Source organism: Vibrio sp. 10N.222.55.A1 (genome assembly GCF_041473835.1).
In the GTDB taxonomy this organism is placed as follows: Bacteria; Pseudomonadota; Gammaproteobacteria; order Enterobacterales; family Vibrionaceae; genus Vibrio; species Vibrio crassostreae_C.
Genome location: NZ_JBFRSX010000022.1, coordinates 125,611 through 151,131 on the forward strand (window position 1 = coordinate 125,611; position 25,521 = coordinate 151,131).

Here is a 25,521-nt window from a genome sequence, read left to right on the forward strand (position 1 = left end):
AGTGCAGCAATTTAGCGCAACATTACCATGTCCGTACAATACTGGAGGATACTGTTAACGTGATTAAATAATGTTCGGTTAACAGATGCAGAACCTGCTTGATATAGACACTATTTTATAGAGAAAATTTACCTTTAGAGATCAGTATAGCAGTCGCCATTTTTAGAATTTTTTCTAGCCATAGATAGACAAAATATGGTATAAAGCGCGCCGGACATCAGGACTGTTTTCTCCAATTGGCGAAACAAGCTTTATGTCCACTAACTTATTTCTTTAAATCACACACATTCCGACACATGTTCCGGGGTGCCTCAACAACACAGATAACGGCTGAAAAGTGGTTAGTTGTTAGGGGTCGGATTCATGGGGGATGTGGAGGCCTAACCCCATAGAGGATTTTAAAATGGCAACTGTATCAATGCGCGATATGCTTAAAGCTGGTGTTCACTTCGGTCACCAAACTCGTTACTGGAACCCAAAAATGAAGCCATTCATCTTTGGTGCTCGTAACAAAGTACATATCATCAACCTAGAAAAAACTGTACCAATGTTCAACGAAGCTCTAGCAGAAATCGCTAAAGTTGGTGAGAAGAAAGGTAAAGTTCTTTTCGTTGGTACTAAGCGCGCTGCATCTGAAGCTGTTAAAGAAGCTGCTGTAAACAGCAACCAGTTCTACGTTAACAACCGCTGGTTAGGCGGTATGCTAACGAACTACAAAACTGTTCGTCAGTCTATCAAGCGTCTGAAAGAACTTGAAGCGCAAGCTCAAGACGGTACTTTCGACAAGCTAACTAAGAAAGAAGCTCTAATGCGCACTCGTGAAATGGAGAAGCTAGAGAAGTCTCTTGGTGGTATCAAGAACATGGGCGGCCTACCAGACGCTCTATTCGTAATCGATGCTGATCACGAACACATCGCAGTTAAAGAAGCAAACAACCTAGGTATCCCAGTTTACGCTGTAGTTGATACTAACTCTAACCCAGACGGCGTTGACTTCGTTATCCCAGGTAACGACGATGCAATCCGTGCAGTACAGCTTTACCTAAACGCTGCTGCAGACGCGGTTAAAGAAGGTCGTAACAAAGACGTTGCTGCTGTAGCTGCTGAAAAAGATGGTTTTGTAGAAGCTGAATAATAGCGGCTCTGAATCACGCTTGGCTTAGCTAATATAGATTTTGAAATCTTTATTAAATGTAAGCTAAGTTATAGTTAGATTGGGGGCCTCATTTTGGCCCCTGATTTTTACCTTATTTTCGAATCAACCGAGGAATAGAGAATGGCAACTGTAACTGCTGCTCTAGTTAAAGAACTTCGCGAGCGCACTGGCGCTGGCATGATGGAATGTAAGAAAGCGCTTGTAGAAGCAAACGCTGACATCGAACTAGCAATTGAAAACATGCGTAAATCTGGCGCAGCGAAAGCAGCTAAGAAAGCTGGTAACGTTGCTGCTGAAGGCGCAATCATCATCAAAGAAGAGAACGGTGTAGCTGTTCTTCTTGAAGTTAACTGCCAAACTGACTTCGTAGCAAAAGATGCTAGCTTCACTGCGTTTGCAGAAGAAGTTGCAGCTGCAGCAGTAGCTTCTAAAGCTTCTGTAGAAGAGCTACAAGCACAGTTCGAAGAAACTCGCGTTGCTCTAGTTGCTAAAATCGGCGAAAACATCAACATCCGTCGCGTAGCTTACGTTGAAGGTGCTGCACTAGCTTCTTACCGTCACGGTGAGAAAATCGGTGTTGTTGTAGCTGGTGAAGGCGAAGCTGAAACTCTTAAGCACGTTGCTATGCACGTTGCTGCTTCTCGTCCTGAGTTTGTTAACCCAGAAGACGTACCAGCAGACGTAGTTGCTAAAGAGAAAGAAGTTCAAGTTGAAATCGCTATGAACGAAGGCAAGCCTCAAGAGATCGCTGAGAAAATGGTTATCGGCCGTATGAAGAAATTCACGGGCGAAATCTCTCTAACTGGTCAAGCTTTCATCATGGAACCTAAGAAAACTGTTGGCGAAATCCTTAAAGAAAAAGGCGCTGCAGTATCTAACTTCGTACGTCTAGAAGTTGGTGAAGGTATCGAGAAAGCTGCTGAAATGAGCTTCGCTGACGAAGTTGCAGCGGTACAAAAAGGTTAATCCTTAGCGTATTGTTTGAAAAAAGACCGTGGCAAATGCTGCGGTCTTTTTATGAATAGTGAACTATTTTTGAAGGCAACGTTAGTGGTTATGAATGCAAACTGACTTACTCAGTTTTTATCCATGACTGTTAATCATCAACTCTTTGGAAGGTAAACTCCATGACTACGAACCCTAAACCAGTGTATCAACGTATTCTGTTAAAACTTAGCGGTGAAGCGCTACAAGGCGAAGAAGGTTTTGGTATTGACCCAACGATCCTTGATCGTATGGCTCAAGAAGTAAAAGAATTGGTTGAACTAGGCGTTCAAGTTGGTGTTGTTATCGGTGGCGGTAACTTGTTCCGTGGTGCTGGTCTTGCTGAAGCTGGCATGAACCGCGTTGTTGGTGACCACATGGGTATGCTTGCAACGGTAATGAACGGCCTTGCAATGCGTGACGCTCTTCACCGTGCTTACGTAAACGCACGTGTAATGTCTGCAATCCCTCTTAAAGGTGTGTGTGACGACTACAACTGGGCAGATGCAATCAGCCAACTACGTCAAGGTCGCGTTGTGATCTTCTCTGCTGGTACGGGTAACCCATTCTTCACTACGGATTCTGCTGCATGTCTACGTGGTATCGAAATCGAAGCTGACGTAGTTCTAAAAGCGACAAAAGTAGATGGTGTATTTACTTCTGACCCTGTAGCAAACCCAGACGCAGAGTTGTATGATACGTTGTCTTACAACACGGTTCTTGATAAAGAACTTAAAGTAATGGACTTGGCTGCATTTACGCTAGCACGTGATCACAAAATGCCAATCCGTGTATTTAACATGAATAAACCAGGCGCACTACGTCGCGTGGTTATGGGTGAAACTGAAGGTACATTAATCAGCGACGCTGACTAATTTTTCGGGCTTACTGAGGTGTTGTACCTTGGTAAGCTTATCCTTATCACTCCAAATAAAAAGCTTTCTTGAAGAAAGAACATAATCAAGGTGAAATTGTGATTAACGAAATCAAAAAAGACGCTCAAGAGCGCATGGTAAAAAGTGTTGATGCACTAAAAAACAGCCTGCAAAAGATTCGTACAGGCCGTGCGCACCCGAGCCTACTTTCTGGTCTTACTGTTGAGTACTACGGTGCTCCAACGCCTTTGACTCAAGTAGCTAACGTTATCGCTGAAGATGCACGTACACTAGCTATTACAGTGTTTGATAAAACACTGACTCCTCTAGTTGAAAAAGCAATCCTGACATCTGACCTAGGCCTAAACCCTATGTCTGCTGGTACGGTTATCCGTGTTCCACTTCCACCGCTAACGGAAGAGCGTCGTAAAGACCTAGTTAAAATCGTTCGTGGCGAAGCTGAAGGTGGCCGTGTTGCTATCCGTAACATCCGTCGTGACGCGAATGGCGATCTAAAAGCACTTCTTAAAGATAAAGAAATCTCTGAAGATGAAGATCGTAAAGCACAAGACGAAATTCAAAAGCTAACTGACGCTGCGGTTAAGAACGTAGACGAAGTTCTAGCTGTTAAAGAAAAAGAGTTGATGGAAGTTTAATTTTCCATATTCTTTTCTTTCCGGAAAAACGCTGTACTCACGGTGCAGCGTTTTTTTATGCTACTCTGTTCGACTATTAGAATTTGATTCACTCTTTTATGCATAATTCTCAAGCGTTCACAGACTCTCTTCCTAAACACATTGCTATCATTATGGATGGTAATGGTCGCTGGGCAAAAGCTCAGGGCAAGCCTCGCGTCTTTGGCCATAAAAACGGTGTTCAAGCCGTTCGTAAAACTATCTCTTCTGCAGCCAGACTTGGCATTAAAGCCGTTACTCTTTTTGCATTTAGTAGCGAAAACTGGCGTCGTCCTGAAGAAGAAGTCGGTATCTTGATGGAACTGTTTATTTCAGTGCTGTCGAGTGAAGTTAAAAAGCTTCATAAAAATAATCTACAACTTCGTGTTATTGGTGATAAAAGTCGTTTCAATGATCGACTACAAAAGAAGATAGAAGAAGCGGAAGCTTTGACTAGCACCAATACGGGTATGGTTATTAATATTGCAGCTAACTACGGCGGTAAGTGGGATATTCAGCAAGCAATGACCTCTATTGCTCAACAGGTAAAGTCTGGTGATATTAATGTAGATGACATTGATGAAGCTATGATTACACAGCACCTGACAATGGCAGATATTCCTGAAGTCGATCTACTTATCCGTACCAGTGGCGAATGCCGCATTAGTAATTTTATGCTTTGGCAGTTGGCTTACGCCGAAATGTATTTCACTGAACAATTCTGGCCAGACTTTAATGAAGACAGCTTAGTAGAAGCTGTGACTTGGTTTGTTAACCGTGAGCGTCGTTTTGGATGCACCGGTGAGCAAATTAAAGCTCTGATGGACAGTTAATAAGGATTTTTTGGTTTGAAACAACGAATTATTACGGCGTTGATTTTAGCTCCCCTAGTTATTCTAGGTATTTTCGAGTTATCACTTCCTACATTTATTCTTTCACTAGCGGTAATCTCGCTATTGGGTTTTTGGGAGTGGACTCAGTTTGTTGAAAGCAAATCACGTTATGTAGCGTTGATTCCAACGGTTGTGGTAAGTGCTGCAAGTTTTGCTTTTATCCCTTTTGATGCATTTAGCCTTAATAACTTGTCTACTGCTCACTACGCCATTCTAACGATTGGCTCGATTTGGTGGGTAATCGCGAGTGGCATGGCGGTGACTTATCCTAAGTCTATGCCTGCATGGAAAGACTCTTCTCTTCTTCGTCACGCCTTTGGTGTGCTGACTCTGCTGCCATTCTTCTGGAGTGTGGTTATCCTGCGTGCTAACGGTATCGATGCTGATCCTTACCACGGTGCTAAACTGGTGATGTTTGTTTGCTTGCTTGTTTGGGCTGCAGATAGCGGCGCATACTTTTCAGGAAAGAGTTTTGGTAAGCGTAAAATGGCACCAGCGGTAAGCCCTAATAAGACGATTGAAGGTCTTATAGGTGGCATTATTACTGCGGTGATCGTGGCTTGGATCTTTGCTGACTTGTTTGACATCCAATTCACAAGCCCACTTCACATGATTGTTATTACCCTTGTGACCGTTGTTATTTCTGTTCTAGGTGACCTTGTTGAAAGCATGTTTAAGCGTGTTTCTGGGGTGAAAGACAGCAGTAATCTGATTCCTGGTCATGGTGGTATACTAGATAGAATAGATAGCTTAACGGCTGCATTCCCTGTCTTTGCTCTGCTTTATTTAGCATTCTAATAAAAAAGGGCAGTGATTCTGCCCTTTATTACATTTCTACGGTCATATGTGATGCGAAATCTAACTATCCTTGGCGCTACCGGCTCAATTGGTGCAAGTACACTAAAAGTCGTTGAGCAAAACCCAGATCTCTATTCAGTGGTTGCACTGGCTGCAGGCTCGAATGTTGAAAAGATGCTGGCGTTAGTTGAAAAGTGGCAACCAAGCTATGTTGCTATGGCTTGCTCTGATGCAGCGTCTCAACTGACTGAAGTGTTGTCCGTGAGTTACCCTAACGTAAAAGTACTTTCAGGCACTGAAGGCATGTGTCAGGTTGCTTCTCTAGAGGAAGTGGACACGGTAATGGCCGCGATTGTTGGTGCCGCTGGTTTACTTCCTACTATGTCTGCGGTTAAAGCGGGCAAGCGTATCTTGCTTGCAAACAAAGAAGCTTTGGTGATGTCTGGGCAGTTGTTTATCGACGCCGTGGAAAAATACGGTGCAGAGCTGCTTCCTGTCGATAGCGAGCATAATGCTATTTTCCAATGCCTTCCGCAGAACGTACAAACTAACCTAGGCCGCTGTAACCTTGAAGAAAACGGCATTAACCATATTCTTCTGACTGGTTCTGGTGGTCCTTTCCGTTATACCGATGTGGCTGAACTCGAATCAGTGACTCCTGAACGCGCAATTGCACACCCTAACTGGTCTATGGGGCCTAAGATCTCTGTCGATTCTGCGACTATGATGAATAAAGGGCTAGAGTACATTGAAGCGAAATGGCTATTTAATGCTTCTCAGGAGCAGTTAAAGGTCATCATTCACCCGCAGTCTGTGATTCACTCGATGGTTCAGTACAAGGATGGCTCTGTGCTTGCTCAAATGGGCGAACCAGATATGGCAACGCCAATCGCTTTGACGATGTCTTACCCTAATCGTACCGAGGCGGGTGTTAAGCCTTTAGACTTTACTAAAGTGGGTGAGCTTACCTTCTTAGAACCAGATTTCAGTCGTTACCCGTGTTTGAGGTTAGCGATTGAAGCGTGCTACTTAGGTCAGCATGCGACAACAGCCATTAATGCAGCAAACGAGATCGCGGTCGACGCTTTCTTGAACAATCAGGTGAAGTTTACCGATATTGCTGTCATTAACGAACACGTTATGAGCAAAGTATGTGAACAACATAACTCTGAGGGTTTAGATAGCTTGGAAAGCCTTCTCGAGCTCGATAATATGTCTCGTCAAATAGCCATTCAATTTATTAAAGAGCAGCTAGCATGAGTGGAATTCTGTGGAACTTCGCATCTTTTATCGTAGCGCTTGGCATTCTGGTTGCTGTTCATGAGTTTGGACACTTCTGGGTCGCTCGTCGTTGTGGTGTGAAAGTTGAAAAATTCTCGATTGGTTTTGGTAAATCGATCTGGAGTAAAGTGGGCCGTGATGGTACTGAATACAGCTTGTCAGTGATTCCACTGGGCGGCTACGTTAAGATGCTCGATGGTCGTGTTGACGATCTTTCTGAAGATCAACAGCAATACGCTTTCGACAAGAAGCCGCTTTGGAAACGAACGGCGATTGTGGGTGCAGGCCCTGCATTCAACTTTATCTTTGCGGTGTTCGCGTATTGGTTAGTATTTTTGATTGGCGTACCCGCGGTTAAGCCCGTGATTGGTGAAGTCACTCCACAATCTATTGCTGCACAAGCCGGAATTGAAACTGGAATGGAACTTAAATCTATTTCAGGAATCAAAACCGCAGATTGGGAATCAGTCAATATGGGGTTGATATCGCACATTGGTGATCAATCCATGACAGTGACGGTTGCTTCTCAAGACGACATCGGCTTTGAGCAACAAATGACATTGGATATTTCAGACTGGTCGTTCAACCCAGAAACTGAATCTGCAATGACAACGCTTGGTTTTAGACCGTACTCTCCAGAGATATCAACAGTGCTTGCTCAAGTTATTGATGATGGCGCTGCATACTCTGCGGGTCTAGAAGCTGGTGACAAAATTGTTGAAATTAATGGGCAGCCAATTGAACAGTGGCAGTCGGTTGTTGAGTTAATTCGCTCGAACCCGATGAAATCCATGAACCTTATTGTACTGCGTAATGGTTTTGAACAGTCGTTGTCTATGACGCCAAAAAGTCGAGAGCTTTCTGATGGTTCAATAATCGGCTATGCGGGTATTGCTCCAGAAGTCGCAGAATGGCCAGAAGATTATCGCTTTGAGTTACAATTTGGTGTAATTGAGTCTGTAGGAAAAGCATTTGATAAAACAGGTCAAATCATTAGTTTGACGCTGACAATGCTCAAGAAGCTCATCGTTGGCGATGTCGGCTTAAACAACTTGAGTGGCCCGATTTCAATTGCTAAAGGCGCAGGTACAACCGCCGATTACGGTTTGGTTTACTTCTTAGGCTTTTTGGCTCTGATTAGTGTCAATTTGGGTATTATTAATTTGGTTCCGCTGCCTATGCTTGATGGCGGACATTTGCTCTTTTTCGCTATTGAGGCCATTACTCGTAAACCTGTCCCTGAAAAAATTCAGGAAATGGGATACAGAGTGGGAGGTGCAATCCTCTTCTCTTTGATGGCTCTGGCAATATTTAATGATTTTACTCGTCTGTGAATGGTTTCTCACAGGCATTGGTAGTAGCAAGGAATAATTAGAATAAGTATGGCGATTAAGCAAATTCTGTTCGCAAGTCTATTGGCCACTAGTGTGGCTGCGAACGGAGCACAAAACTTTGTAGTTCAAGATATCAAGATCGAAGGTTTACAGCGTGTTGCACTTGGTGCAGCTCTACTGAAGATGCCAGTGCGTATTGGCGATGAAGTGGATGAAGGCGATGTATCTGAGATCATTCGTGCACTGTATGCTTCAGGTAACTTTGAGGATGTTAAGGTCCTTCGCGATGAAGGTGTTTTAGTTGTTCAAGTAAAAGAACGACCGACCATCGCAAGCATTTCATTTTCAGGGAACAAAGCGATCAAAGAAGAGCAACTTCAGCAGAACCTAGATGCATCTGGTGTTCGTGAAGGTGAAGCCCTTGACCGCACAACGCTGAGTAACATCGAGAAAGGCCTTGAAGATTTTTACTACAGTGTTGGTAAGTACAACGCGACAGTAAAAGCGGTTGTGACGCCTTTGCCTCGTAATCGTTCTGACCTTAAGTTTGTCTTTACTGAAGGCGTATCTGCTAAGATTCAGCAAATCAACTTTATAGGTAACGAAGTCTTCTCAGACGCTGAGCTACTTAGCCGCTTTAATCTGAACGTTGATGTTGCATGGTGGAACTTCCTTGCGGATGAAAAATATCAGAAGCAAGTATTAGCGGGTGATATCGAAGCGCTGAAATCTTACTACCTCGACCGTGGTTACCTTAAGTTTAAGGTAGACTCTACTCAGGTTGCGATCTCTCCAGATAAGAAAGGCGTTTATATCACGCTTGGTATTGATGAAGGCGAAGCCTACACCGTTAAAGATGTCGCATTTCGTGGTGAACTCATCGGCCGTGAGGCTGATTTTGAAGCGCTAGTGCCATTTGAAGACGGTGATACTTATAACGGTTCATCGGTAACGTCTTTAGAAGAGAGCGTAAAACGAATTCTTGGTGAATCTGGTTATGCGTACCCACAAGTTCGTACGATTCCTGAATTCAATGATGAGACCAAAGAAGTGTCGTTAGTTATCAATGTAGAAGCGGGTAGCCGTATCTATGTTCGCGACATTCGATTCACGGGCAATAACTCAACGAAAGATGAAGTTCTTCGTCGTGAAATGCGTCAAATGGAAGGCAGTTGGCTTAACTCTAAGTCAATTGATACTGGTAAGAGCCGTCTTAACCGTTTAGGTTTCTTTGAAACGGTTGATGTACAAACAGTTCGTGTTCCTGGTAGTGAAGACCAAGTTGATTTGGTTTACAACGTTAAGGAAGCTAACTCAGGCAGCATCAACTTTGGTGTCGGCTACGGTACGGAATCAGGTGTCAGTTTCCAAGTTGGTTTACAACAAGACAACTTTGCAGGCTCAGGTAACCGTGTTGGTGTAAGTGCCATGATGAACGATTACCAAAAGAACGTGAGCTTAGACTACCGTGACCCATACTGGAACCTTGATGGTGTGAGTCTAGGCGGTAAGATCTTCTACAACGAATTCGAAGCCTCTGAAGCGGGTATTGTCGACTATACCAACCAAAGTTATGGTACCAGCCTAACATGGGGTTTCCCTATGGATGAGCTGAACCGTATCGAGTTTGGTGTTGGCTATACACACAACAAAATCGGTAACGTTCCGACCTATATCCAAGTTGAACAGTTCGCGAGAAGTATTGACCAATATGGTGACGAGCACATCTTAACTGATGACTTCGATATCAATATTTCTTGGACGCGTAACAACTTGAACCGTGGTTTCTTCCCAACTGAGGGTAACCACCAACGTGCTTTCGCTAAAATGACAGTACCAGGCTCTGATGCTAAGTACTTCAAAGCACAGTACGATGTAAAACATTACATCCCGCTGACCAAAAAGCATGAGTTCACACTATTGATGCGTGGCCGATTAGGCTATGGTAATGGTTATGGTCAAACGGATGGTAACGATAACTTGTTCCCGTTCTATGAGAACTACTATGCGGGTGGCTTTACAACCCTACGTGGTTTTGGTTCTAACTCAGCAGGTCCGAAAGCCGTTTACGGAAGCAGTACAGGAAATAACCCTACATACAGCTCTGCAACCGATGATTCGGTTGGTGGTAACGCGGTTGCTTTGGCCAGTTTAGAGTTAATTGTCCCAACGCCGTTTGCTTCTGATGAAGCGCGCAGCCAGATTCGAACCAGTGTCTTCTTCGACATGGCAAGTGTATGGGATACAGAGTTCGTAGACCGTGGCGCACCTAACAGTGGCAGTCAGTACTACTACGATTACTCTGATCCAACAAATTACCGTTCATCTTATGGTGCTGCCCTGCAATGGATGTCACCGATGGGCCCACTGGTTTTCTCTTTAGCGAAACCAGTTAAAATTTACGAAGGTGATGATGAGGAATTCTTCACATTTACCATTGGTAGAACTTTCTAATATTTAAAGGACAATATTTTGAAAAATATGATTAAAGCAGCAGGTTTAGGCCTTGTAGTTCTTAGCTCTTCTTTCTTTGCAACAGCTGCCGAAGCTGCGCAAAAAGTGGGTTATGTAAACACTGCACAAGTATTCCAGGCTCTACCTCAGCGTGAAGTTGTTCTTCAAAAAATGCAGGAAGAGTTCAAAGATAAAGCGGCTGAGTTACAGAGCATTCAAGCTGAAGCAAAGACTAAGATTGAAAAGCTTAAGCGTGATGGCGAGCTACTAGGTCCTGACGAAGTTGAAAAGCTACGTATCGAAGTAGGTCAACTAGACAGCAAGTACAAAATCAAAGCTCAAGCACTAGAAAAAGCAAGCCAACGTCGTGAAGCACAAGAGAAGCAGAAGCTATTTAAAGTGATTCAAGATGCTGTAACGAAAGTTGCAGAGAAAGAAGGCTACGATATGATCGTTGATATTCAAGCTCTGCAATACGGCAAGCCAGAATACAACATCTCTGAGAAAGTAATTAAAGCACTGAAATAAGTTTTATGAAGAATCTAACTTTAGCCGAATTGGCAACGATTACCGGGGGAGAGCTACACGGAGATGGTACTATTACCGTTTCAGCAGTCGCTCCTATGGATAAAGCGCAAGAAGGTAACATTACGTTCCTTTCTAACGTAAAGTACAGCAAGCACCTAGGTGACTGTAAAGCATCCGCTATTATGGTTAAAGAGAGTGAGCGTGAACTTTGTAAGACGAACGTGATTGTGGTTAATGACCCTTACGTTGCTTTTGCTAAAGTTGCTCAAGCGCTTGATACTACTCCAGCACCCGCTGCGGCTATTGCTGATTCAGCTTCGATTGCAAGTGATGCGACCATTGGACAAAATGTGTCTATTGGTGCAAATGCTGTGATTGAGTCTGGTGTGGTACTTGGTGATGATGTGATCATCGGTGCTGGTTGCTTTATTGGTAAAAACGCGAAAGTTGGCTCTGGCACTAAGCTATGGGCTAACGTAAGTGTTTACCATGAAGTTGTGATTGGCGAAGCATGTTTGATTCAATCAAGCACGGTTATCGGCTCTGATGGCTTTGGCTATGCGAACGAGAAAGGTGAGTGGGTTAAGATCCCGCAAGTGGGTTCTGTTCGCATTGGTAACCGCGTAGAAATCGGCGCGTGTACTACCATTGACCGTGGTGCATTAGATGACACAATCATTGAAGATAACGTTATCTTAGATAACCAACTTCAAATTGCTCACAATGTTCACATCGGATATGGTTCTGCTCTTGCGGGTGGTACTATCATCGCAGGCAGCACGACGATAGGTAAGTACTGTATTATTGGTGGCGGCAGTGTGATTAATGGTCACATTGAAATCGTTGATGGCGTTACAATCACCGGTATGGGGATGGTAATGCGCAGCATCACTGAGAAAGGCATGTACTCTTCAGGTATTCCTTTACAGCCAAATAAAGATTGGCGTAAAACAGCAACGCGTGTTCATCGAATTGATGAAATGAACAAGCGTTTGAAAACTGTTGAAAAACTTATCGAGAAGAGCGCGGAATCATAATTCCAGCATTTCTAATAAAAGGCTCGCGTACAGCGAGTCTTTTTCGTTTATAATCCTTCTAATTAAATAAAGAATATATATAGGAATACGACTTTGACTACTGAACAGACAACGATGAACATTACTGAAATTCAGGAACTATTACCTCATCGCTACCCATTCTTAATGGTTGATCGTGTGACTAGCTTTGAAAAAGAAAAAACACTGACTGCGATTAAGAATGTCTCTGTTAACGAACCTCAGTTCACAGGCCACTTCCCACAACTTCCTGTATTCCCAGGCGTGTTGATCTTAGAAGCAATGGCACAAGCAACAGGCCTTCTAGCATTTAAATCTTTTGGTGCGCCTTCTGGCAACGAGCTTTACTACTTTGCAAGTGTTGATAAAGCAAAATTCCGTAAGCCAGTAGTACCTGGTGACCAACTGGTTATCGAAGTTGAATTCTTAAAAGAACGTCGTGGCATCGCATCGTTTAATGGTGTTGCTAAGGTTGACGGCGTAGTTGTATGTTCAGCTGAACTTAAATGTGCTCGTAGAGAGTTTTAATATGATTCATGAAACAGCGAAAATTCACCCGGCAGCAGTAATCGAAGGTGATGTAACTATCGGTGCTAACGTGACGGTTGGGCCTTTCACTTACATTGCTGGTAACGTGACAATTGGTGACGACACTGAAGTGATGTCGCACGTTGTGATCAAAGGTCACACAACCATTGGTAAAGAAAACCGTATCTTCCCACACGCTGTTATCGGTGAAGAAAACCAAGATAAGAAATACGGCGGCGAAGACACAACAGTTGTGATCGGTGATCGCAACGTAATTCGTGAAGCGGTTCAAATCCATCGTGGTACGGTTCAAGACAAAGCAACCACAGTGATTGGTGATGACAACTTACTTTGTGTTAATGCTCACGTAGCGCACGATGTTATTGTTGGTAACCACACTCACATTGGTAACAACGCTATTCTTGGCGGTCATGTAACGGTTGGCGACTACGCTGGTGTTATGGCACTTTCTGCGATTCACCCATTCTGCTCAATTGGTGCTTACGCATACATCGGTGGCTGTTCTGCAGTTGTTCAAGATGTACTGCCGTACGTGCTTGCACAGGGTAACCACGCGGCTCCATTCGGCCTTAACCTAGTAGGCTTGAAGCGTAACGGATTTGAGAAACCTGAAATTCGTGCACTACAGAAAGCGTACAAAGAGCTATACCGTTCAGGTAAAACACTTGAAGAAGCGAAAGCGGCTTTAGTGGAAATGGCAAAAGAGTTTACTTCGGTAGTTCCTATGCTTGAAATGCTAGAGAACTCTGAGCGCGGTATTATTCGTTAATACTCGATGTGGTTATGTACCAATCCGCGTAAGTATGACAATAATTACTTAATCAGATTGGTATAACAAAAAGATCGCTAATCATTAGGCGATCTTTTTTGTTTTAGGCAAGAAGGGAATTGGAAAACTATGGCACAGCAAGAAACAGCAACCAACAGCACGGACTTTGTTTCGATTGAACCACTGCGCGTAGGTATCGTTGTCGGAGAACTCTCTGGTGACACGCTTGGCGAAGGTTTTATCAAAGCAATCAAATCGCAGTACCCGAACGCTGAATTCGTGGGTATTGGCGGACCAAAAATGAAGGCGCTTGGTTGTGAGTCTCTTTTCGAGATGGAAGAGCTGGCTGTCATGGGCTTAGTTGAAGTACTTGGCCGTTTACCTCGCTTATTAAAAGTGAAAGCAGAGCTGGTAAAGTATTTCACTCAAAACCCGCCAGATGTGTTTGTGGGTATCGATGCGCCTGACTTCAACCTAAGACTTGAACTCGATCTTAAGAACGCCGGCATTAAAACGGTTCATTACGTGAGCCCTTCCGTGTGGGCTTGGCGTCCTAAACGTATCTTTAAAATCGACAAAGCAACCGACTTGGTTTTGGCCTTCCTGCCATTTGAGAAAGCGTTTTATGATAAATACAACGTTGCCTGTGAATTTGTTGGTCACACGTTAGCTGATGCTATTCCTTTAGAACCAAGCAAACAAGATGCACGTGAGCTGTTAGGCTTAGATCAAGACAAGCAATGGTTAGCTGTATTGCCGGGTAGTCGTGGTGGTGAGATGGGTTTGATTGCTCAACCATTTATCGAAACTTGCCAACGTATCAAGCAGAAGTATCCGGATATCAATTTTGTTGTTGCGCTCGTTAACGAACAGCGTAAAAAGCAGTTTACTGAAATCTGGCAATCGACCGCACCTGAGCTTGAATTCACGTTAGTCGAAGATACGGCAACCAACGTGATTACCGCCGCTGATTCTGTGCTCTTGGCTTCAGGTACCGTGGCTCTTGAATGTATGTTGCTTAAACGCCCTATGGTGGTTGGTTACAAAGTAAATAAGCTGACGGGTTACATTGTTAAGAAATTGGCGATCACTGAGTTTGTGTCACTGCCGAATATTTTGGCTGGTGAAGAGATCGTGAAAGAGCATATTCTTGAAGAGTGCCACCCAGACTTTTTGTTCCCGTCTGTCGATAAAATGCTATCAGCCGATAACAGTGCCTTGATCGAACGCTTTACCGAGATGCATCACTGGATCCGTAAAGACGCAGACAAACAAGCCGCTAACGCAGTATTGAAATTGATTGACCGACCTTTTGTTGAAGCATAAAGCGCTTACTTACAGAATATTAAGAGATTAGTTATGGCAGTAAAAGAGAAAAAAGAGCTTCCTCCATTTGAATACCCGCAAGGCTACCAGCTGTTTGCTGGCGTGGATGAAGTAGGACGTGGCCCTTTGGTTGGCGACGTGGTGACTGCTGCGGTTATCCTCGATCCAAACAACCCAATCGAAGGCTTAAACGATTCAAAAAAACTGTCTGAGAAAAAGCGCCTTGCTCTGCTTCCTGAAATTAAAGAGAAAGCATTGGCGTGGTCGGTTGGTCGTTGTTCACCACAAGAAATTGATGAGTTGAACATCCTGCAGGCAACCATGGTCGCCATGCAGCGCGCTATCGCTGGGTTGAGCGTTCAGCCTGACATGGCACTGATCGATGGTAACCGTGTTCCTCAACTTCCAATGGACGGTCTGGCTATTGTAAAGGGCGATTTACGAGTAGCAGAGATCAGTGCGGCGTCTATTATCGCTAAAGTGGTTCGCGACCAAGAGATGGAAGAACTCGACAAACTGCATCCAGAGTTTGGTTTTGCTAAGCATAAAGGTTACCCGACCAAAGCGCATTTCGAAGCGATTGAAAAACATGGTGTAACCGAGCATTACCGAAAGAACTTTAAGCCAGTAAAACGTATTCTTGGCATAGACTAGAGCTTAGCATCGAATAAAGTTGCTAACTTGTATTAGAAAAAAATAGAATACACACAGTTGTAATCCTAGGCTCAAACCTAGAACTCAGGAAAAATAATGTCAGATCCAAAATTTGTTCACCTACGCGTACACAGTGACTTTTCGATGGTGGATGGCCTATCCAAGGTGCCACCATTAGTTAAAAAAGTCGCTGAAATGGGTATGCCTGCTCTAGCATTGACCGACTTTACCAACCTGTGTGGTTTGGTGAAGTTTTACGGTACTGCCCATGGGTGTGGGGTTAAACCTATTATTGGTGCTGACTTCTTGATGCAGTCTCCGGAATTCGGTGACGAGTTGACCAAGCTCACCGTTATCGCAACGGACAATAAAGGTTATAACAACCTAACGTTACTCATCTCAAAAGCCTACCTTCGTGGTCATGTTCAGCATCAGCCTGTTATTGATAAAGAGTGGCTAATTGAGAATGCAGAAGGCCTGATCATTCTATCGGGTGCGAAGGAAGGTGAGATCGGTAAAGCGTTACTGAAAGGTAACCGTGAACTGGTTGCAAGCAATGTCAAGTTTTACAAAACATACTTCCCTGATCGTTTTTACCTTGAGCTGATTCGTACCGGACGTCCGGATGAAGAGTCTTACCTGCACTTTGCGTTGGAACTGGCTGAGCAGGAAGACTTGCCTGTTGTTGCAACCAACGAAGTAGTATTCCTAACTGAAGACCTGTTTGATGCCCATGAAATCCGCGTGGCAATTCATGATGGTTTCACTATGGTCGATCCTCGTCGTCCTAAAAATTACAGCGCGCAACAGTATCTTCGTAGCGAAGAAGAGATGTGCGAGTTGTTCTCCGATATCCCTGAAGCACTTGAGAACAGTGTTGAGATTGCTAAGCGTTGTAATGTAACGGTTCGTCTGGGCGAGTACTTCCTGCCTAACTTCCCAACGGAAGGTTTGGCGATTGAAGACTTCTTGATCAAGAAATCTGAAGAAGGCCTTGAGCGACGTCTAGCGTTCCTATTCCCAGATGAAAAAGTGCGTGCTGAGCGCAGACCGGAATACGATGAGCGACTCAAGATTGAGCTCGAAGTTGTTAACAACATGGGTTTCCCAGGTTACTTCTTGATCGTAATGGAGTTCATCCAGTGGTCAAAAGACAACGATGTGCCAGTAGGTCCTGGCCGTGGTTCTGGTGCCGGCTCTCTAGTCGCTTACGCCTTGGATATCACCGATCTCGATCCACTTGAATACGATCTACTTTTCGAACGTTTCTTGAACCCAGAACGTGTATCCATGCCCGATTTCGATATCGACTTCTGTATGGATAAGCGTGACCAAGTTATTGATCACGTGGCTGAAATGTACGGTCGTGATGCCGTTTCTCAGATCATCACCTTTGGTACCATGGCGGCAAAAGCGGTAATCCGCGATGTAGGCCGTGTACTGGGTCACCCGTTTGGTTTCGTCGATCGAATTTCAAAGCTTGTACCGCCAGATCCGGGTATGACGCTAGAGAAAGCATTCCTTGCTGAACCTGCATTGCCAGAGCTTTACGATGGCGATGAAGAAGTTCGTGAGCTGATCGATAAGTGTCGCATCCTTGAAGGTTGTACGCGAAATGCCGGTAAGCACGCGGGCGGTGTTGTTATCTCACCCACCACGATCACCGATTTTGCGCCAATCTATGCCGATGCAGAAGGTAACTTCCCAGTAACGCAATTCGATAAGAATGACGTTGAAACCGCCGGTTTGGTTAAGTTCGACTTCTTGGGTCTACGTACTCTGACCATCATCGATTGGGCGTTAGGCCTTGTAAACCCTCGCCTGAAGAAAGAAGGCAAAGAGCCGGTTCGTATCGAGTCGATTCCTCTTGATGACCAAGCGTCATTTAACCTATTACAAAATTCTGAAACCACCGCGGTATTCCAGCTGGAATCGCGTGGTATGAAAGACCTGATCAAACGTCTACAGCCCGACTGTTTTGAAGATATTATCGCATTGGTAGCCCTGTTCCGTCCGGGTCCTCTGCAATCAGGCATGGTAGATAACTTTATCGACCGTAAACACGGCCGTGAAGCGGTTTCTTACCCTGATGAAACGTGGCAACACGAATCGCTGAAAGAGACGCTAGAACCTACGTACGGCATCATCCTGTATCAAGAGCAGGTAATGCAAATCGCACAGATCCTTGCTGGCTATACGCTTGGTGGAGCGGATATGTTGCGTCGTGCGATGGGTAAGAAAAAGCCAGAAGAGATGGCAAAGCAGCGTGGTACCTTTAAAGAGGGTGCTGAAGCCAATGGTGTTGATGGCGAGCTGGCCATGAAGATCTTTGACTTGGTAGAGAAATTTGCGGGCTACGGCTTTAACAAATCTCACTCCGCAGCATATGCACTGGTTTCTTATCAAACGCTATGGCTGAAAACGCACTACCCAGCGGAATTTATGGCTGCGGTAATGACGGCAGATATGGATAACACCGAGAAGGTTATTGGCCTTGTTGATGAATGTTTCCGTATGAAGCTCAAGCTTTTACCACCAGATATCAACTCGGGTCTGTACCGCTTTAACGTGGATGAAGATGGCGCGATTGTTTATGGCATCGGTGCGATCAAAGGGGTCGGTGAAGGCCCTATTGAAGCGATCATTGAAGCGCGAAATAAAGGCGGTTACTTTAAAGACTTATTCGACTTCTGTGCACGCCTTGATCTGAAGAAGGTCAACAAACGTGTTATCGAAAAGTTGATTCTATCCGGAGCCTTAGATAGATTAGGTCCTCACCGAGCGGCAATGATGGCATCTTTGAAAGATGCGGTGAAGGCGGCGAGTCAACATCACCATGCCGAGTCTTTTGGTCAATCTGATATGTTTGGCGTGTTGACCGACGCTCCGGAAGAGGTTGAACACAAGTATACCCAAGTGCCTAAATGGCCTGAGAAGGTTTGGCTTGAAGGTGAACGTGAAACGCTTGGTTTGTATTTAACGGGTCACCCGGTTAACGCTTACATCAAAGAGTTAGCGAAATACACTAGCTGTCGTTTGAAAGATGCCACGCCAACGCGTCGTGACCAATCACTAACAATTGCAGGCTTGGTGATTGCTGCGAGAGTGATGACGACGAAGCGCGGCACGCGAATTGGTTTGATGACACTTGATGACCGTTCGGGCCGAATGGAAGTGATGTTGTTCTCGGATGCGCTCGATCGCTACGCAGAATTGCTCGAAAAAGACAAAATTGTGGTCGTTTCCGGACAGGTCAGCTTTGATGATTTCAATGGCGGGCTTAAAATGTCCGCGCGCGAGGTCATGGACTTAGGAAGCGCCCGTGAGAAATATGCTCGTGGGGTGTCGATATCTATCGACCAATCCCAAATTAACGGTCAATTTTTTGAACGCTTTAGTCAAATCTTAGAACCTTATAGAGCCGGAACGGTCCCAGTCAATGTATACTACCAGCGTGCCGACGCTAGAGCGCGGTTAACATTGGGCACAGAATGGCGCGTGACGCCAAGTGATACATTACTAGACGAATTAAAACAGCTGCTTGGAAATAGCCAAGTAGAACTCGAATTTAACTAAAATTTAGCTTCGCGAATGCGGAGCTGAATCAACAAGGATTCATAGATGAGCCTGAACTTTCTAGAATTTGAAAAGCCTATCGCTGAACTTGAAGCAAAAATCGAAGCGCTACGTGACGTTTCGCGTCACGGTGGTGACACAGCGGTAGATCTAGACAAAGAAATCGAACAACTAGAGAAAAAAAGCTTAGAGCTTAAACAGAAAATCTTTAGTGACTTAGGTGCATGGCAGGTAGCTCAACTTGCTCGTCACCCTCAACGTCCTTACACCAAAGATTACCTGGAGCATGCATTCACAGAGTTTGAAGAGATGGCGGGCGATCGCGCTTACGCTGACGACAAAGCTATTGTGGGTGGTATGGCTCGTCTAAATGGCCGTCCTGTTATGGTTATTGGTCACCAGAAAGGTCGTGAGACTAAAGAGAAAGTGATCCGTAACTTTGGTATGCCAAAGCCAGAAGGTTACCGTAAGGCGCTACGTCTAATGGAAACTGCTGAGCGTTTCAACATGCCTATTATTACTTTCATCGACACAGCGGGCGCATACCCAGGTGTTGGTGCTGAAGAGCGTGGTCAATCTGAAGCTATCGCTAAAAACCTAAAAGTGATGGCTGGCCTTTCAGTTCCTGTTATCTGTAACGTTGTGGGTGAAGGCGGTTCTGGTGGTGCACTAGCGATTGGTGTTGGTGACTACGTGAACATGCTTCAGTACTCTACGTACTCAGTAATCTCTCCAGAAGGTTGTGCTTCAATCTTATGGCGCGATTCAGATAAAGCACCACAAGCAGCTGAAGCGATGGGCCTGATTGCTCCTCGTCTTAAAGAGCTTGAGCTTATCGACGAAATCATTCCTGAGCCTCTAGGTGGCGCGCACCGCGACCCTGCACAAACCGCTCAAAACATGAAAGACATGTTAGTTAAACAGCTAGAAGAGCTAGAGCAGTTTGATAACGAAACGCTGCTTGAGCGTCGTTACCAGCGTCTAATGAGCTACGGCTACTGCTGATAACTTGCCTTAGCGATAAGGCTAGGCTATACGAACAAATGATGAAAGGGTTGGACTCAGTGCCAACCCTTTTTTATTATTAAAACATTATCCCTTAACACACGATCTCTTGGTTTATTAGCCTCATGACACACTTAATTGATACCTTCACATCTGTACTTGATCAAAGCGCGCTTAAGCCTTGTCGGTTGATCGTCGCTTTCAGTGGTGGTGTCGATTCACGAGTGTTGTTGGAGTTGGCTGCCCAATTCGCTAAGTCCCATCACATCGATTGCTGTGCGGTACATGTTCACCACGGCTTAAGCAACAATGCTGATTATTGGGCAGAGCAGTGCAAAACATGGTGTGATGCTTTGTCGGTATCCTTGTTCATTGAACGAGTCTCGCTAGATATTAGCCGTGGAGAAAGCGTTGAAAAGCTGGCTCGAGACGCGCGATACCAAGCCCTTAAAAAGCATATTAGACAAGGTGATGTGTTAGTGACAGGCCAGCACATCGATGACCAAGTCGAGACCTTCTTGTTAGCTCTTAAGCGTGGCAGTGGTCCGAAAGGGCTCTCTTCAATGGCGAAAGTGATGCCATTTTCAGGTGCTCATATCGTTCGCCCACTGCTGTCGGTGACGAGAACGGATATTGAAGTGGCGGCGCGCGATATGGCTTTAACTTGGGTAGAAGATGAGAGTAATCAAGACGTTCGCTTTGACCGTAATTTTATTCGTCATCAAGTCACTCCGACACTGACCGAGCGTTGGCCTAGTTTTCGAGAATCGGTCAGTCGTAGTGCTCAGCTATGTGCAGAGCAAGAGTTACTGTTGGATGAGTTGTTAGAATCTCACTTACAACAAGCTTTGACTGAGAAGCACAGCTTAAGTATTGAGGTATTATCTCAGTACTCTGATTTACTGCGTGCACGCTTATTAAGAATGTGGCTGAGCCGCTGTAATCAACCGATGCCGAGCCAAAAGCAGCTCAAACTTATATGGGATGAGGTGGCATGTGCTCAGGCAGACGCCAACCCTAAGCTGGTGTTGAATGAGGTTGAGGTTAGACGTTTTAATCATCAGCTCCATGTCGTAAAAGAGACCAAAGACTTGTCGAACTGGCAAAGTGATATCTCGATGGAAGAGAGCTTAGTTTTGCCTGACGGTTTAGGGGAACTACACTTAACTTCAGCGGCGAGTGATGGTGTATCTAACCACTGTGATGCGCAACATTTTAGTCTCAACACAACGAGAGGAACACTGCGAGTGATATTTAACCCTGAGGGATTGTCAGCACACCCTGTTGGGCGCGGTCATAGCAGGAAGCTTAAGAAGTTGTTTCAAGAGTACCAAGTACCCAGTTGGTTAAGACGCAGAACGCCGATATTAATGGATGGCGATCGAGTGATCGCTGTTTTAGGCTTATTCGTAGATAAAAACTACGAAGGTCAAGATTGTGAAGCGCTTTGGAGCAAGTAGAAAAAGTTTATGTCACAATTCACCGTCACTTTAATAAAAATAATTAATGGAATATGCAATGAAGAAAATTACACTAGGATTAGTTCTTGGATTTGGACTATTGAGTGGTAACGCTCTGGCGGCTGATGTTGCTGCGGGTCAAGCTAAAGCAGCAATCTGTGCGGCATGTCATGGTGCAGACGGTATCGCAGTGATCCCTGGCTATCCAAACCTTAAAGGTCAAAACGAGCAATACATCGCTTCATCAATTAAGGCCTATAAGAATGGCCAGCGCACCGGCGGTTTGGCCGCTGTAATGCAGGCTCAAGCTTCAATGCTGAGTGATGAAGACATCGCGAATCTAGCCGCTTACTACGCAAGCCTTAAGTAAAACCTTCTCAAAGCGCTGATTAAACAAGATGATAAATTTCGAGCCAGAGCTTTAAAGCTCTGGCTTTTTTCATTGAATGTTTACTATAGCTAACCGATAATGAGCCATTCGCACAGTTTAAGGGATGAACATGAAAAAGATTGAAGCCATTATCAAGCCATTCAAACTTGATGATGTACGTGAAGCACTTGCAGAAGTGGGTATTACGGGTATGACAGTATCTGAAGTTAAAGGCTTTGGACGTCAAAAAGGTCATACTGAGCTATACCGTGGCGCAGAGTACATGGTCGACTTTTTACCTAAAGTGAAACTAGAAATCGTTGTGACCGACGAAGTGGCTGACCAATGTGTTGATACCATCATTGAGACGGCTCAAACAGGTAAAATTGGTGACGGTAAGATCTTCATTACTGAAGTTGAACGTGTGGTACGTATTCGTACTGGCGAAGAAGACGAAGACGCCGTATAAAAAAACTATTACCCTAAAAGGAGCGTTTATCGCTCCTTTTTCATCTCTGGTAGGGTGCTGTATGTTTAAGAAAACCATCATTGTTATCACGTTATTGATAACGCTTGCTGTCGTTAGTTTTCATTTTATCTTCGTGATCCCGAATAAACCCAACCTGATCATTTCCTCTCAAAGTACCAGTAACGACATCTACAGTTGCTACCAAAACTCTGCACCGAAAGCGATTGATGTGTCTGATGGCTTAGACATTACGGTGTGGAATATCTACAAGCAAAACCGAAATAATTGGCAGAGTGAGTTAAATAAGCTGTCGGCAGGTAGCGATTTAGTCTTGCTGCAAGAAGCTAGTATGACAGAAGGACTTCGCCAATGGGTAATGAGCGGACAGTGGGGAAGCACACGTGTTAATGCGTTTGAGGCCTTTGAGCAAAGTGCTGGGGTACTCAACCTAGCAACCCATTTACCGATTGAAGCGTGTGCTTATACTCATGAAGAACCTTGGCTTCAACTGCCTAAATCGGCGCTTTGGTCGCGTTACCAACTAAACAATGGCGAAGAGCTGGCTGTGATTAATATCCACGCTGTGAACTTTACCTTTGGTACGGAAGATTACGAGGCTCAGCTCAAGAGCTTAACTGACAATCTGCAAAAGTATCGTGGGCCGGTTATTTTTGCTGGGGACTTTAATAGCTGGAGTGAAGCTCGCTTTGCTATATTGAAAGATGCGTTGGAGAAGGTTGGTTTGACGGAAGTTGCCTTTGAGCCAGATAACAGAACTCAGTTCATTACAGGACTGGTGCTCGACCATGTGTTCTATCGAGGGCTAGAGGTAGAAAAAGCAAAAGCGCCCATTACGGACGCTTCTGATCATAACCCTATGCGAGTGACCTTTAAGGCTAAATAGTGATTAGTCATTGGAACTTAACCATTCGCACGGTGGTTACCTTGGGAAATCTAACGGAACAATAGGCTAGAGAGTCTTCGCTAGCCTTATCTCTTCTACTTAAAAGATTAAAATGTAGAGCGCCCAGATTAGGTAGTAGCCAACCCATGGTAAGCCTGAAATCACAAGCGCTTGCCCGCGTTCAAACTCAGTCCACGTTAATACCGCAGCATAACCTAGCACGATGTACCATGGCAGAAGCAGTGGTAATGAGCTAGCAAACTGTGACCAATCATTAGTTAGCGGTAACTTGATCAAGCCATTTAAGCTGTTCAAGTCGGCAGCGTAGTTCATCACATGTCCATGCTTGAGTATCAGGCTTGCGTAGCTTGCTACATCACCTAAAACAGCTGGGAATATAACAACCGATGCCGCTGCAAACCATCGCCAAAAGCTGTGCTGATGTTGGCTTGGCTTGGTTGCTAGGTTAAACCAGAATGCCAATAGAACGATGGTTAATGTTCGGCCAAATACGTCGCTGATGATTTCACTTGCGAGTAAGGTATTGCTGTCAAGTAACGCCAATTGGTCAGGGTTCGTTTGAGCCAGTTGCTGCGAGAGCTCTGCACTTAACCATGCAAAATCTACATTCGAAAAATAAGCACCCCAAAACAAAAATGGGCTGAGCATTAATACGACGTAGGGTTGCCATCCCCAAGCACTTCGTTGATAAAGCGCTAAGAAACAAGCTGTTGGCGAACGGAATATATCCAACAGCATGACGAGTGGGTTACTTGACGGGTTCATACACTTACCTTAGTTACATCAACATACAGCTTCAGTTTTTGTCCTGGCTGTAGGTATTTTTTGTTCTGCAAAGTGTTCCATTTTACAACATCTGTACTTTTTACTTTGAACTTTGATGCAATACCGCTGACTGTGTCACCTGATCTTACGTTATAAAAGATCGTACGGATGATGGCGCCGTCTGAGCCGTTCTTCCAAATGACCAGTTCTTGACCAACTCTAAGCGTGTCGCGTGGTCCCATGCCATTCCACTTAGCCAGTGATTGATGAGAGACCTTATTTGCGCGTGCAATCGTCCATAGGCTGTCACCACTTCTTACAGTATGGCTGAGCTTATATTGACCACGACTCTTCGACTGTGTGCTTGCTAGGCGGTTTGAGGCGCTTAGGGCGTATGTCTTGTCGTCTTTGGTGGATGTTGGGATAAGTAAGTGCTGGCCAATACGAATATTGTTGTTGCTCAAACCGTTTGCAGAGCGGATCACTTTGCTGGTGGTGTTATATTTGCTTGCCAGTACGCTAATGCTGTCACCAGATTGAACCTTGTAACGCACCAACTTCATGCCTTTGCCTTTATTGGCAGCGACTTCTTTGTTGAATTTCTCAACTGAATCTAAAGGAAGTAATAGTTGTTGGTGTTTCTCTGGTGCCGTTGCCCATTGGTTGTAAGCCGGGTTGTAACCTTGAAGTTCTTTGACAGGAATGCCTGCGTAGTTCGCAGCAATGGCTAAATCAAGCTGTTCTTCAGGGTTAACCAGAGTCAGCACTGGCTTATTCGGGATCGCCGGAATATCGATGCCATACTTTTCTTGGTTGGCAATGACATCTGCTAGAGCAAGCAGTTTAGGTACATAGCTGCTGGTCTCTTTTGGTAAGTCCAAAGAGAAAAAGTCGATTGGCTTGCCAAGCTTCTTGTTCTTGCGGATTGCGCTGTTTACTCGACCACCACCACTGTTATAGGCAGCAATCGCATGATTCCAGTCGCCATCGAAACGTCGGTTAAGATCTGAGAGGAAGTCCAATGCGGCGTCGGTAGAGGCGGCAACATCGCGGCGGCCGTCATACCAAAAGTTCTGTTCAAGCCCGTAGTCTTTGCCAGTGCCTGAAATGAATTGCCATAGACCAGCAGCACTGCCATGAGAGTAGGCAAACGCATCGAAAGAGCTTTCTACAACGGGTAGTAGTGCCAATTCTAGTGGTAAGCCTTTTTCTTCAATCTTAGTCGTGATCAGATACAAGAAAGGTTCAGCACGCTTTGATACTGTTTTTAGATGACTCGGGTGCTTGAGATACCAAGTTCGGTAGTAGTCGACCTTCTTTTGGTCTGGCACTTCCATTTCAAGTTGCATCGCAATGCGTTTCCAAACATCTTCTTGTGTTTGTGGAGTAACGACAGGCGCTTCAACTTTTTGATCTTCTTTGGCTGTTGCTTCTGATGAAACGTTCGCTTGAGAAACTTCTTTAGTAGGAGATGTGTTGGTTTGCTCGGAAGCTTGGTCTGGATTCTCTGACTGAGTTAATTGGCAACCAGAAAGTAGTAATACCAAAGCCCAGCTGTACTTAACTCGCATGTTACAGCCTTTTTAATTAACGGCCGATGATAATACTTGCCACCCCCTAT

At 44.8% G+C, this 25,521-nt stretch carries 23 protein-coding genes; 21 read left to right on the plus strand and 2 right to left on the minus strand.

The features are described from left to right. Window positions 1-403: 403 nt before the first annotated feature. From rpsB to AB4493_RS07195, 21 genes are all read left to right on the plus strand, one after another. Window positions 404-1,135: a 30S ribosomal protein S2 gene (gene rpsB, locus AB4493_RS07095; RefSeq protein ID WP_032546326.1), complete on the plus strand. Its 732-nt coding sequence runs from the start codon at window positions 404-406 to the stop codon at window positions 1,133-1,135. A 141-nt stretch (window positions 1,136-1,276) separates the two neighbouring features. Further along, complete coding sequence (tsf, locus tag AB4493_RS07100) at window positions 1,277-2,122, plus strand: translation elongation factor Ts (RefSeq protein ID WP_017063361.1); 846 nt, start codon at window positions 1,277-1,279, stop codon at window positions 2,120-2,122. A gap of 161 nt (window positions 2,123-2,283) precedes the next feature. Further along, window positions 2,284-3,015 (plus strand): UMP kinase, encoded by a 732-nt coding sequence (gene pyrH / locus AB4493_RS07105; RefSeq protein ID WP_017060742.1) that lies wholly within the window; start codon window positions 2,284-2,286, stop codon window positions 3,013-3,015. Between the two features lie 98 nt (window positions 3,016-3,113). Beyond that, the gene (gene frr, locus AB4493_RS07110; protein WP_017060741.1) at window positions 3,114-3,671 is read left to right on the plus strand and encodes a ribosome recycling factor; all 558 of its coding nucleotides are present in this window, start codon (window positions 3,114-3,116) and stop codon (window positions 3,669-3,671) included. 98 nt (window positions 3,672-3,769) lie between these two features. Further along, window positions 3,770-4,522: an isoprenyl transferase gene (locus tag AB4493_RS07115; protein WP_017063364.1), complete on the plus strand. Its 753-nt coding sequence runs from the start codon at window positions 3,770-3,772 to the stop codon at window positions 4,520-4,522. Window positions 4,523-4,537: 15 nt separating this feature from the next. After that, window positions 4,538-5,380, plus strand: coding sequence for a phosphatidate cytidylyltransferase (locus AB4493_RS07120; RefSeq protein ID WP_017063365.1), 843 nt, complete (start codon window positions 4,538-4,540; stop codon window positions 5,378-5,380). A gap of 51 nt (window positions 5,381-5,431) precedes the next feature. After that, window positions 5,432-6,640, plus strand: a complete 1,209-nt coding sequence (gene ispC / locus AB4493_RS07125) for a 1-deoxy-D-xylulose-5-phosphate reductoisomerase (RefSeq protein WP_017060737.1) — start codon at window positions 5,432-5,434, stop codon at window positions 6,638-6,640. Continuing rightward, a complete protein-coding gene (gene rseP, locus AB4493_RS07130; protein ID WP_372154724.1) occupies window positions 6,637-7,995 on the plus strand; it encodes a sigma E protease regulator RseP in 1,359 nt (452 codons plus the stop codon). Before ispC ends, rseP begins: the two co-directional genes overlap by 4 nt. A 48-nt stretch (window positions 7,996-8,043) precedes the next feature. Continuing rightward, window positions 8,044-10,449, plus strand: coding sequence for an outer membrane protein assembly factor BamA (gene bamA / locus AB4493_RS07135; protein WP_372154725.1), 2,406 nt, complete (start codon window positions 8,044-8,046; stop codon window positions 10,447-10,449). Between the two features lie 27 nt (window positions 10,450-10,476). After that, window positions 10,477-10,977 (plus strand): OmpH family outer membrane protein, encoded by a 501-nt coding sequence (locus tag AB4493_RS07140; protein WP_017056311.1) that lies wholly within the window; start codon window positions 10,477-10,479, stop codon window positions 10,975-10,977. A 5-nt stretch (window positions 10,978-10,982) separates the two neighbouring features. Next, the gene (gene lpxD / locus AB4493_RS07145) at window positions 10,983-12,014 is read left to right on the plus strand and encodes a UDP-3-O-(3-hydroxymyristoyl)glucosamine N-acyltransferase (RefSeq protein ID WP_372154726.1); all 1,032 of its coding nucleotides are present in this window, start codon (window positions 10,983-10,985) and stop codon (window positions 12,012-12,014) included. A gap of 93 nt (window positions 12,015-12,107) precedes the next feature. Next, on the plus strand, window positions 12,108-12,560 hold the full coding sequence (gene fabZ / locus AB4493_RS07150) for a 3-hydroxyacyl-ACP dehydratase FabZ (RefSeq protein WP_009847408.1): 453 nt from the start codon (window positions 12,108-12,110) through the stop codon (window positions 12,558-12,560). Between the two features lies 1 nt (window position 12,561). Next, window positions 12,562-13,350: an acyl-ACP--UDP-N-acetylglucosamine O-acyltransferase gene (lpxA, locus tag AB4493_RS07155; protein ID WP_017069381.1), complete on the plus strand. Its 789-nt coding sequence runs from the start codon at window positions 12,562-12,564 to the stop codon at window positions 13,348-13,350. 129 nt (window positions 13,351-13,479) lie between these two features. Continuing rightward, window positions 13,480-14,676: a lipid-A-disaccharide synthase gene (gene lpxB / locus AB4493_RS07160; RefSeq protein ID WP_102320145.1), complete on the plus strand. Its 1,197-nt coding sequence runs from the start codon at window positions 13,480-13,482 to the stop codon at window positions 14,674-14,676. Window positions 14,677-14,709: 33 nt separating this feature from the next. Beyond that, the gene (rnhB, locus tag AB4493_RS07165; RefSeq protein ID WP_372154727.1) at window positions 14,710-15,330 is read left to right on the plus strand and encodes a ribonuclease HII; all 621 of its coding nucleotides are present in this window, start codon (window positions 14,710-14,712) and stop codon (window positions 15,328-15,330) included. 96 nt (window positions 15,331-15,426) lie between these two features. Further along, window positions 15,427-18,906, plus strand: coding sequence for a DNA polymerase III subunit alpha (gene dnaE, locus AB4493_RS07170; protein ID WP_017063372.1), 3,480 nt, complete (start codon window positions 15,427-15,429; stop codon window positions 18,904-18,906). A gap of 45 nt (window positions 18,907-18,951) precedes the next feature. Further along, window positions 18,952-19,911 carry an acetyl-CoA carboxylase carboxyl transferase subunit alpha gene (gene accA / locus AB4493_RS07175; protein WP_017060731.1) on the plus strand — a complete coding sequence of 320 codons (960 nt, stop codon included), beginning with the start codon at window positions 18,952-18,954 and terminating at the stop codon, window positions 19,909-19,911. Between the two features lie 125 nt (window positions 19,912-20,036). Beyond that, a complete protein-coding gene (tilS, locus tag AB4493_RS07180) occupies window positions 20,037-21,371 on the plus strand; it encodes a tRNA lysidine(34) synthetase TilS (protein ID WP_017060730.1) in 1,335 nt (444 codons plus the stop codon). 46 nt (window positions 21,372-21,417) lie between these two features. Continuing rightward, complete coding sequence (locus tag AB4493_RS07185; RefSeq protein ID WP_170791809.1) at window positions 21,418-21,741, plus strand: cytochrome c; 324 nt, start codon at window positions 21,418-21,420, stop codon at window positions 21,739-21,741. A 130-nt stretch (window positions 21,742-21,871) separates the two neighbouring features. Further along, complete coding sequence (gene glnB / locus AB4493_RS07190) at window positions 21,872-22,210, plus strand: nitrogen regulatory protein P-II (RefSeq protein WP_017063373.1); 339 nt, start codon at window positions 21,872-21,874, stop codon at window positions 22,208-22,210. Between the two features lie 61 nt (window positions 22,211-22,271). After that, the gene (locus AB4493_RS07195) at window positions 22,272-23,114 is read left to right on the plus strand and encodes an endonuclease/exonuclease/phosphatase family protein (RefSeq protein WP_372154728.1); all 843 of its coding nucleotides are present in this window, start codon (window positions 22,272-22,274) and stop codon (window positions 23,112-23,114) included. A gap of 99 nt (window positions 23,115-23,213) precedes the next feature. On the opposite strand, the gene AB4493_RS07200 is transcribed toward AB4493_RS07195, so the two are convergent. Both AB4493_RS07200 and AB4493_RS07205 read right to left on the minus strand, forming a co-directional pair. After that, window positions 23,214-23,900: a YIP1 family protein gene (locus tag AB4493_RS07200; protein WP_017060727.1), complete on the minus strand. Its 687-nt coding sequence runs from the start codon at window positions 23,898-23,900 to the stop codon at window positions 23,214-23,216. Continuing rightward, a complete protein-coding gene (locus tag AB4493_RS07205) occupies window positions 23,897-25,471 on the minus strand; it encodes a LysM peptidoglycan-binding domain-containing protein (protein WP_017063374.1) in 1,575 nt (524 codons plus the stop codon). Before AB4493_RS07205 ends, AB4493_RS07200 begins: the two co-directional genes overlap by 4 nt. Between the last annotated feature and the right edge of the window lie 50 nt (window positions 25,472-25,521).

What these genes read in the sequence shown, in the direction of transcription:
- rpsB (WP_032546326.1), top strand. Translation starts at nt 404, where the DNA reads ATGGCAACTGTATCAATGCGCGATATGCTTAAAGCTGGTGTTCACTTC.
- tsf (WP_017063361.1), top strand. Translation starts at nt 1,277, where the DNA reads ATGGCAACTGTAACTGCTGCTCTAGTTAAAGAACTTCGCGAGCGCACT.
- pyrH (WP_017060742.1), top strand. Translation starts at nt 2,284, where the DNA reads ATGACTACGAACCCTAAACCAGTGTATCAACGTATTCTGTTAAAACTT.
- AB4493_RS07115 (WP_017063364.1), top strand. Translation starts at nt 3,770, where the DNA reads ATGCATAATTCTCAAGCGTTCACAGACTCTCTTCCTAAACACATTGCT.
- ispC (WP_017060737.1), top strand. Translation starts at nt 5,432, where the DNA reads ATGCGAAATCTAACTATCCTTGGCGCTACCGGCTCAATTGGTGCAAGT.
- rseP (WP_372154724.1), top strand. Translation starts at nt 6,637, where the DNA reads ATGAGTGGAATTCTGTGGAACTTCGCATCTTTTATCGTAGCGCTTGGC.
- bamA (WP_372154725.1), top strand. Translation starts at nt 8,044, where the DNA reads ATGGCGATTAAGCAAATTCTGTTCGCAAGTCTATTGGCCACTAGTGTG.
- AB4493_RS07140 (WP_017056311.1), top strand. Translation starts at nt 10,477, where the DNA reads ATGATTAAAGCAGCAGGTTTAGGCCTTGTAGTTCTTAGCTCTTCTTTC.
- lpxD (WP_372154726.1), top strand. Translation starts at nt 10,983, where the DNA reads ATGAAGAATCTAACTTTAGCCGAATTGGCAACGATTACCGGGGGAGAG.
- lpxA (WP_017069381.1), top strand. Translation starts at nt 12,562, where the DNA reads ATGATTCATGAAACAGCGAAAATTCACCCGGCAGCAGTAATCGAAGGT.
- lpxB (WP_102320145.1), top strand. Translation starts at nt 13,480, where the DNA reads ATGGCACAGCAAGAAACAGCAACCAACAGCACGGACTTTGTTTCGATT.
- rnhB (WP_372154727.1), top strand. Translation starts at nt 14,710, where the DNA reads ATGGCAGTAAAAGAGAAAAAAGAGCTTCCTCCATTTGAATACCCGCAA.
- dnaE (WP_017063372.1), top strand. Translation starts at nt 15,427, where the DNA reads ATGTCAGATCCAAAATTTGTTCACCTACGCGTACACAGTGACTTTTCG.
- accA (WP_017060731.1), top strand. Translation starts at nt 18,952, where the DNA reads ATGAGCCTGAACTTTCTAGAATTTGAAAAGCCTATCGCTGAACTTGAA.
- tilS (WP_017060730.1), top strand. Translation starts at nt 20,037, where the DNA reads ATGACACACTTAATTGATACCTTCACATCTGTACTTGATCAAAGCGCG.
- AB4493_RS07185 (WP_170791809.1), top strand. Translation starts at nt 21,418, where the DNA reads ATGGAATATGCAATGAAGAAAATTACACTAGGATTAGTTCTTGGATTT.
- glnB (WP_017063373.1), top strand. Translation starts at nt 21,872, where the DNA reads ATGAAAAAGATTGAAGCCATTATCAAGCCATTCAAACTTGATGATGTA.
- AB4493_RS07195 (WP_372154728.1), top strand. Translation starts at nt 22,272, where the DNA reads ATGTTTAAGAAAACCATCATTGTTATCACGTTATTGATAACGCTTGCT.
- AB4493_RS07200 (WP_017060727.1), bottom strand. Translation starts at nt 23,900, where the DNA reads ATGAACCCGTCAAGTAACCCACTCGTCATGCTGTTGGATATATTCCGT.
- AB4493_RS07205 (WP_017063374.1), bottom strand. Translation starts at nt 25,471, where the DNA reads ATGCGAGTTAAGTACAGCTGGGCTTTGGTATTACTACTTTCTGGTTGC.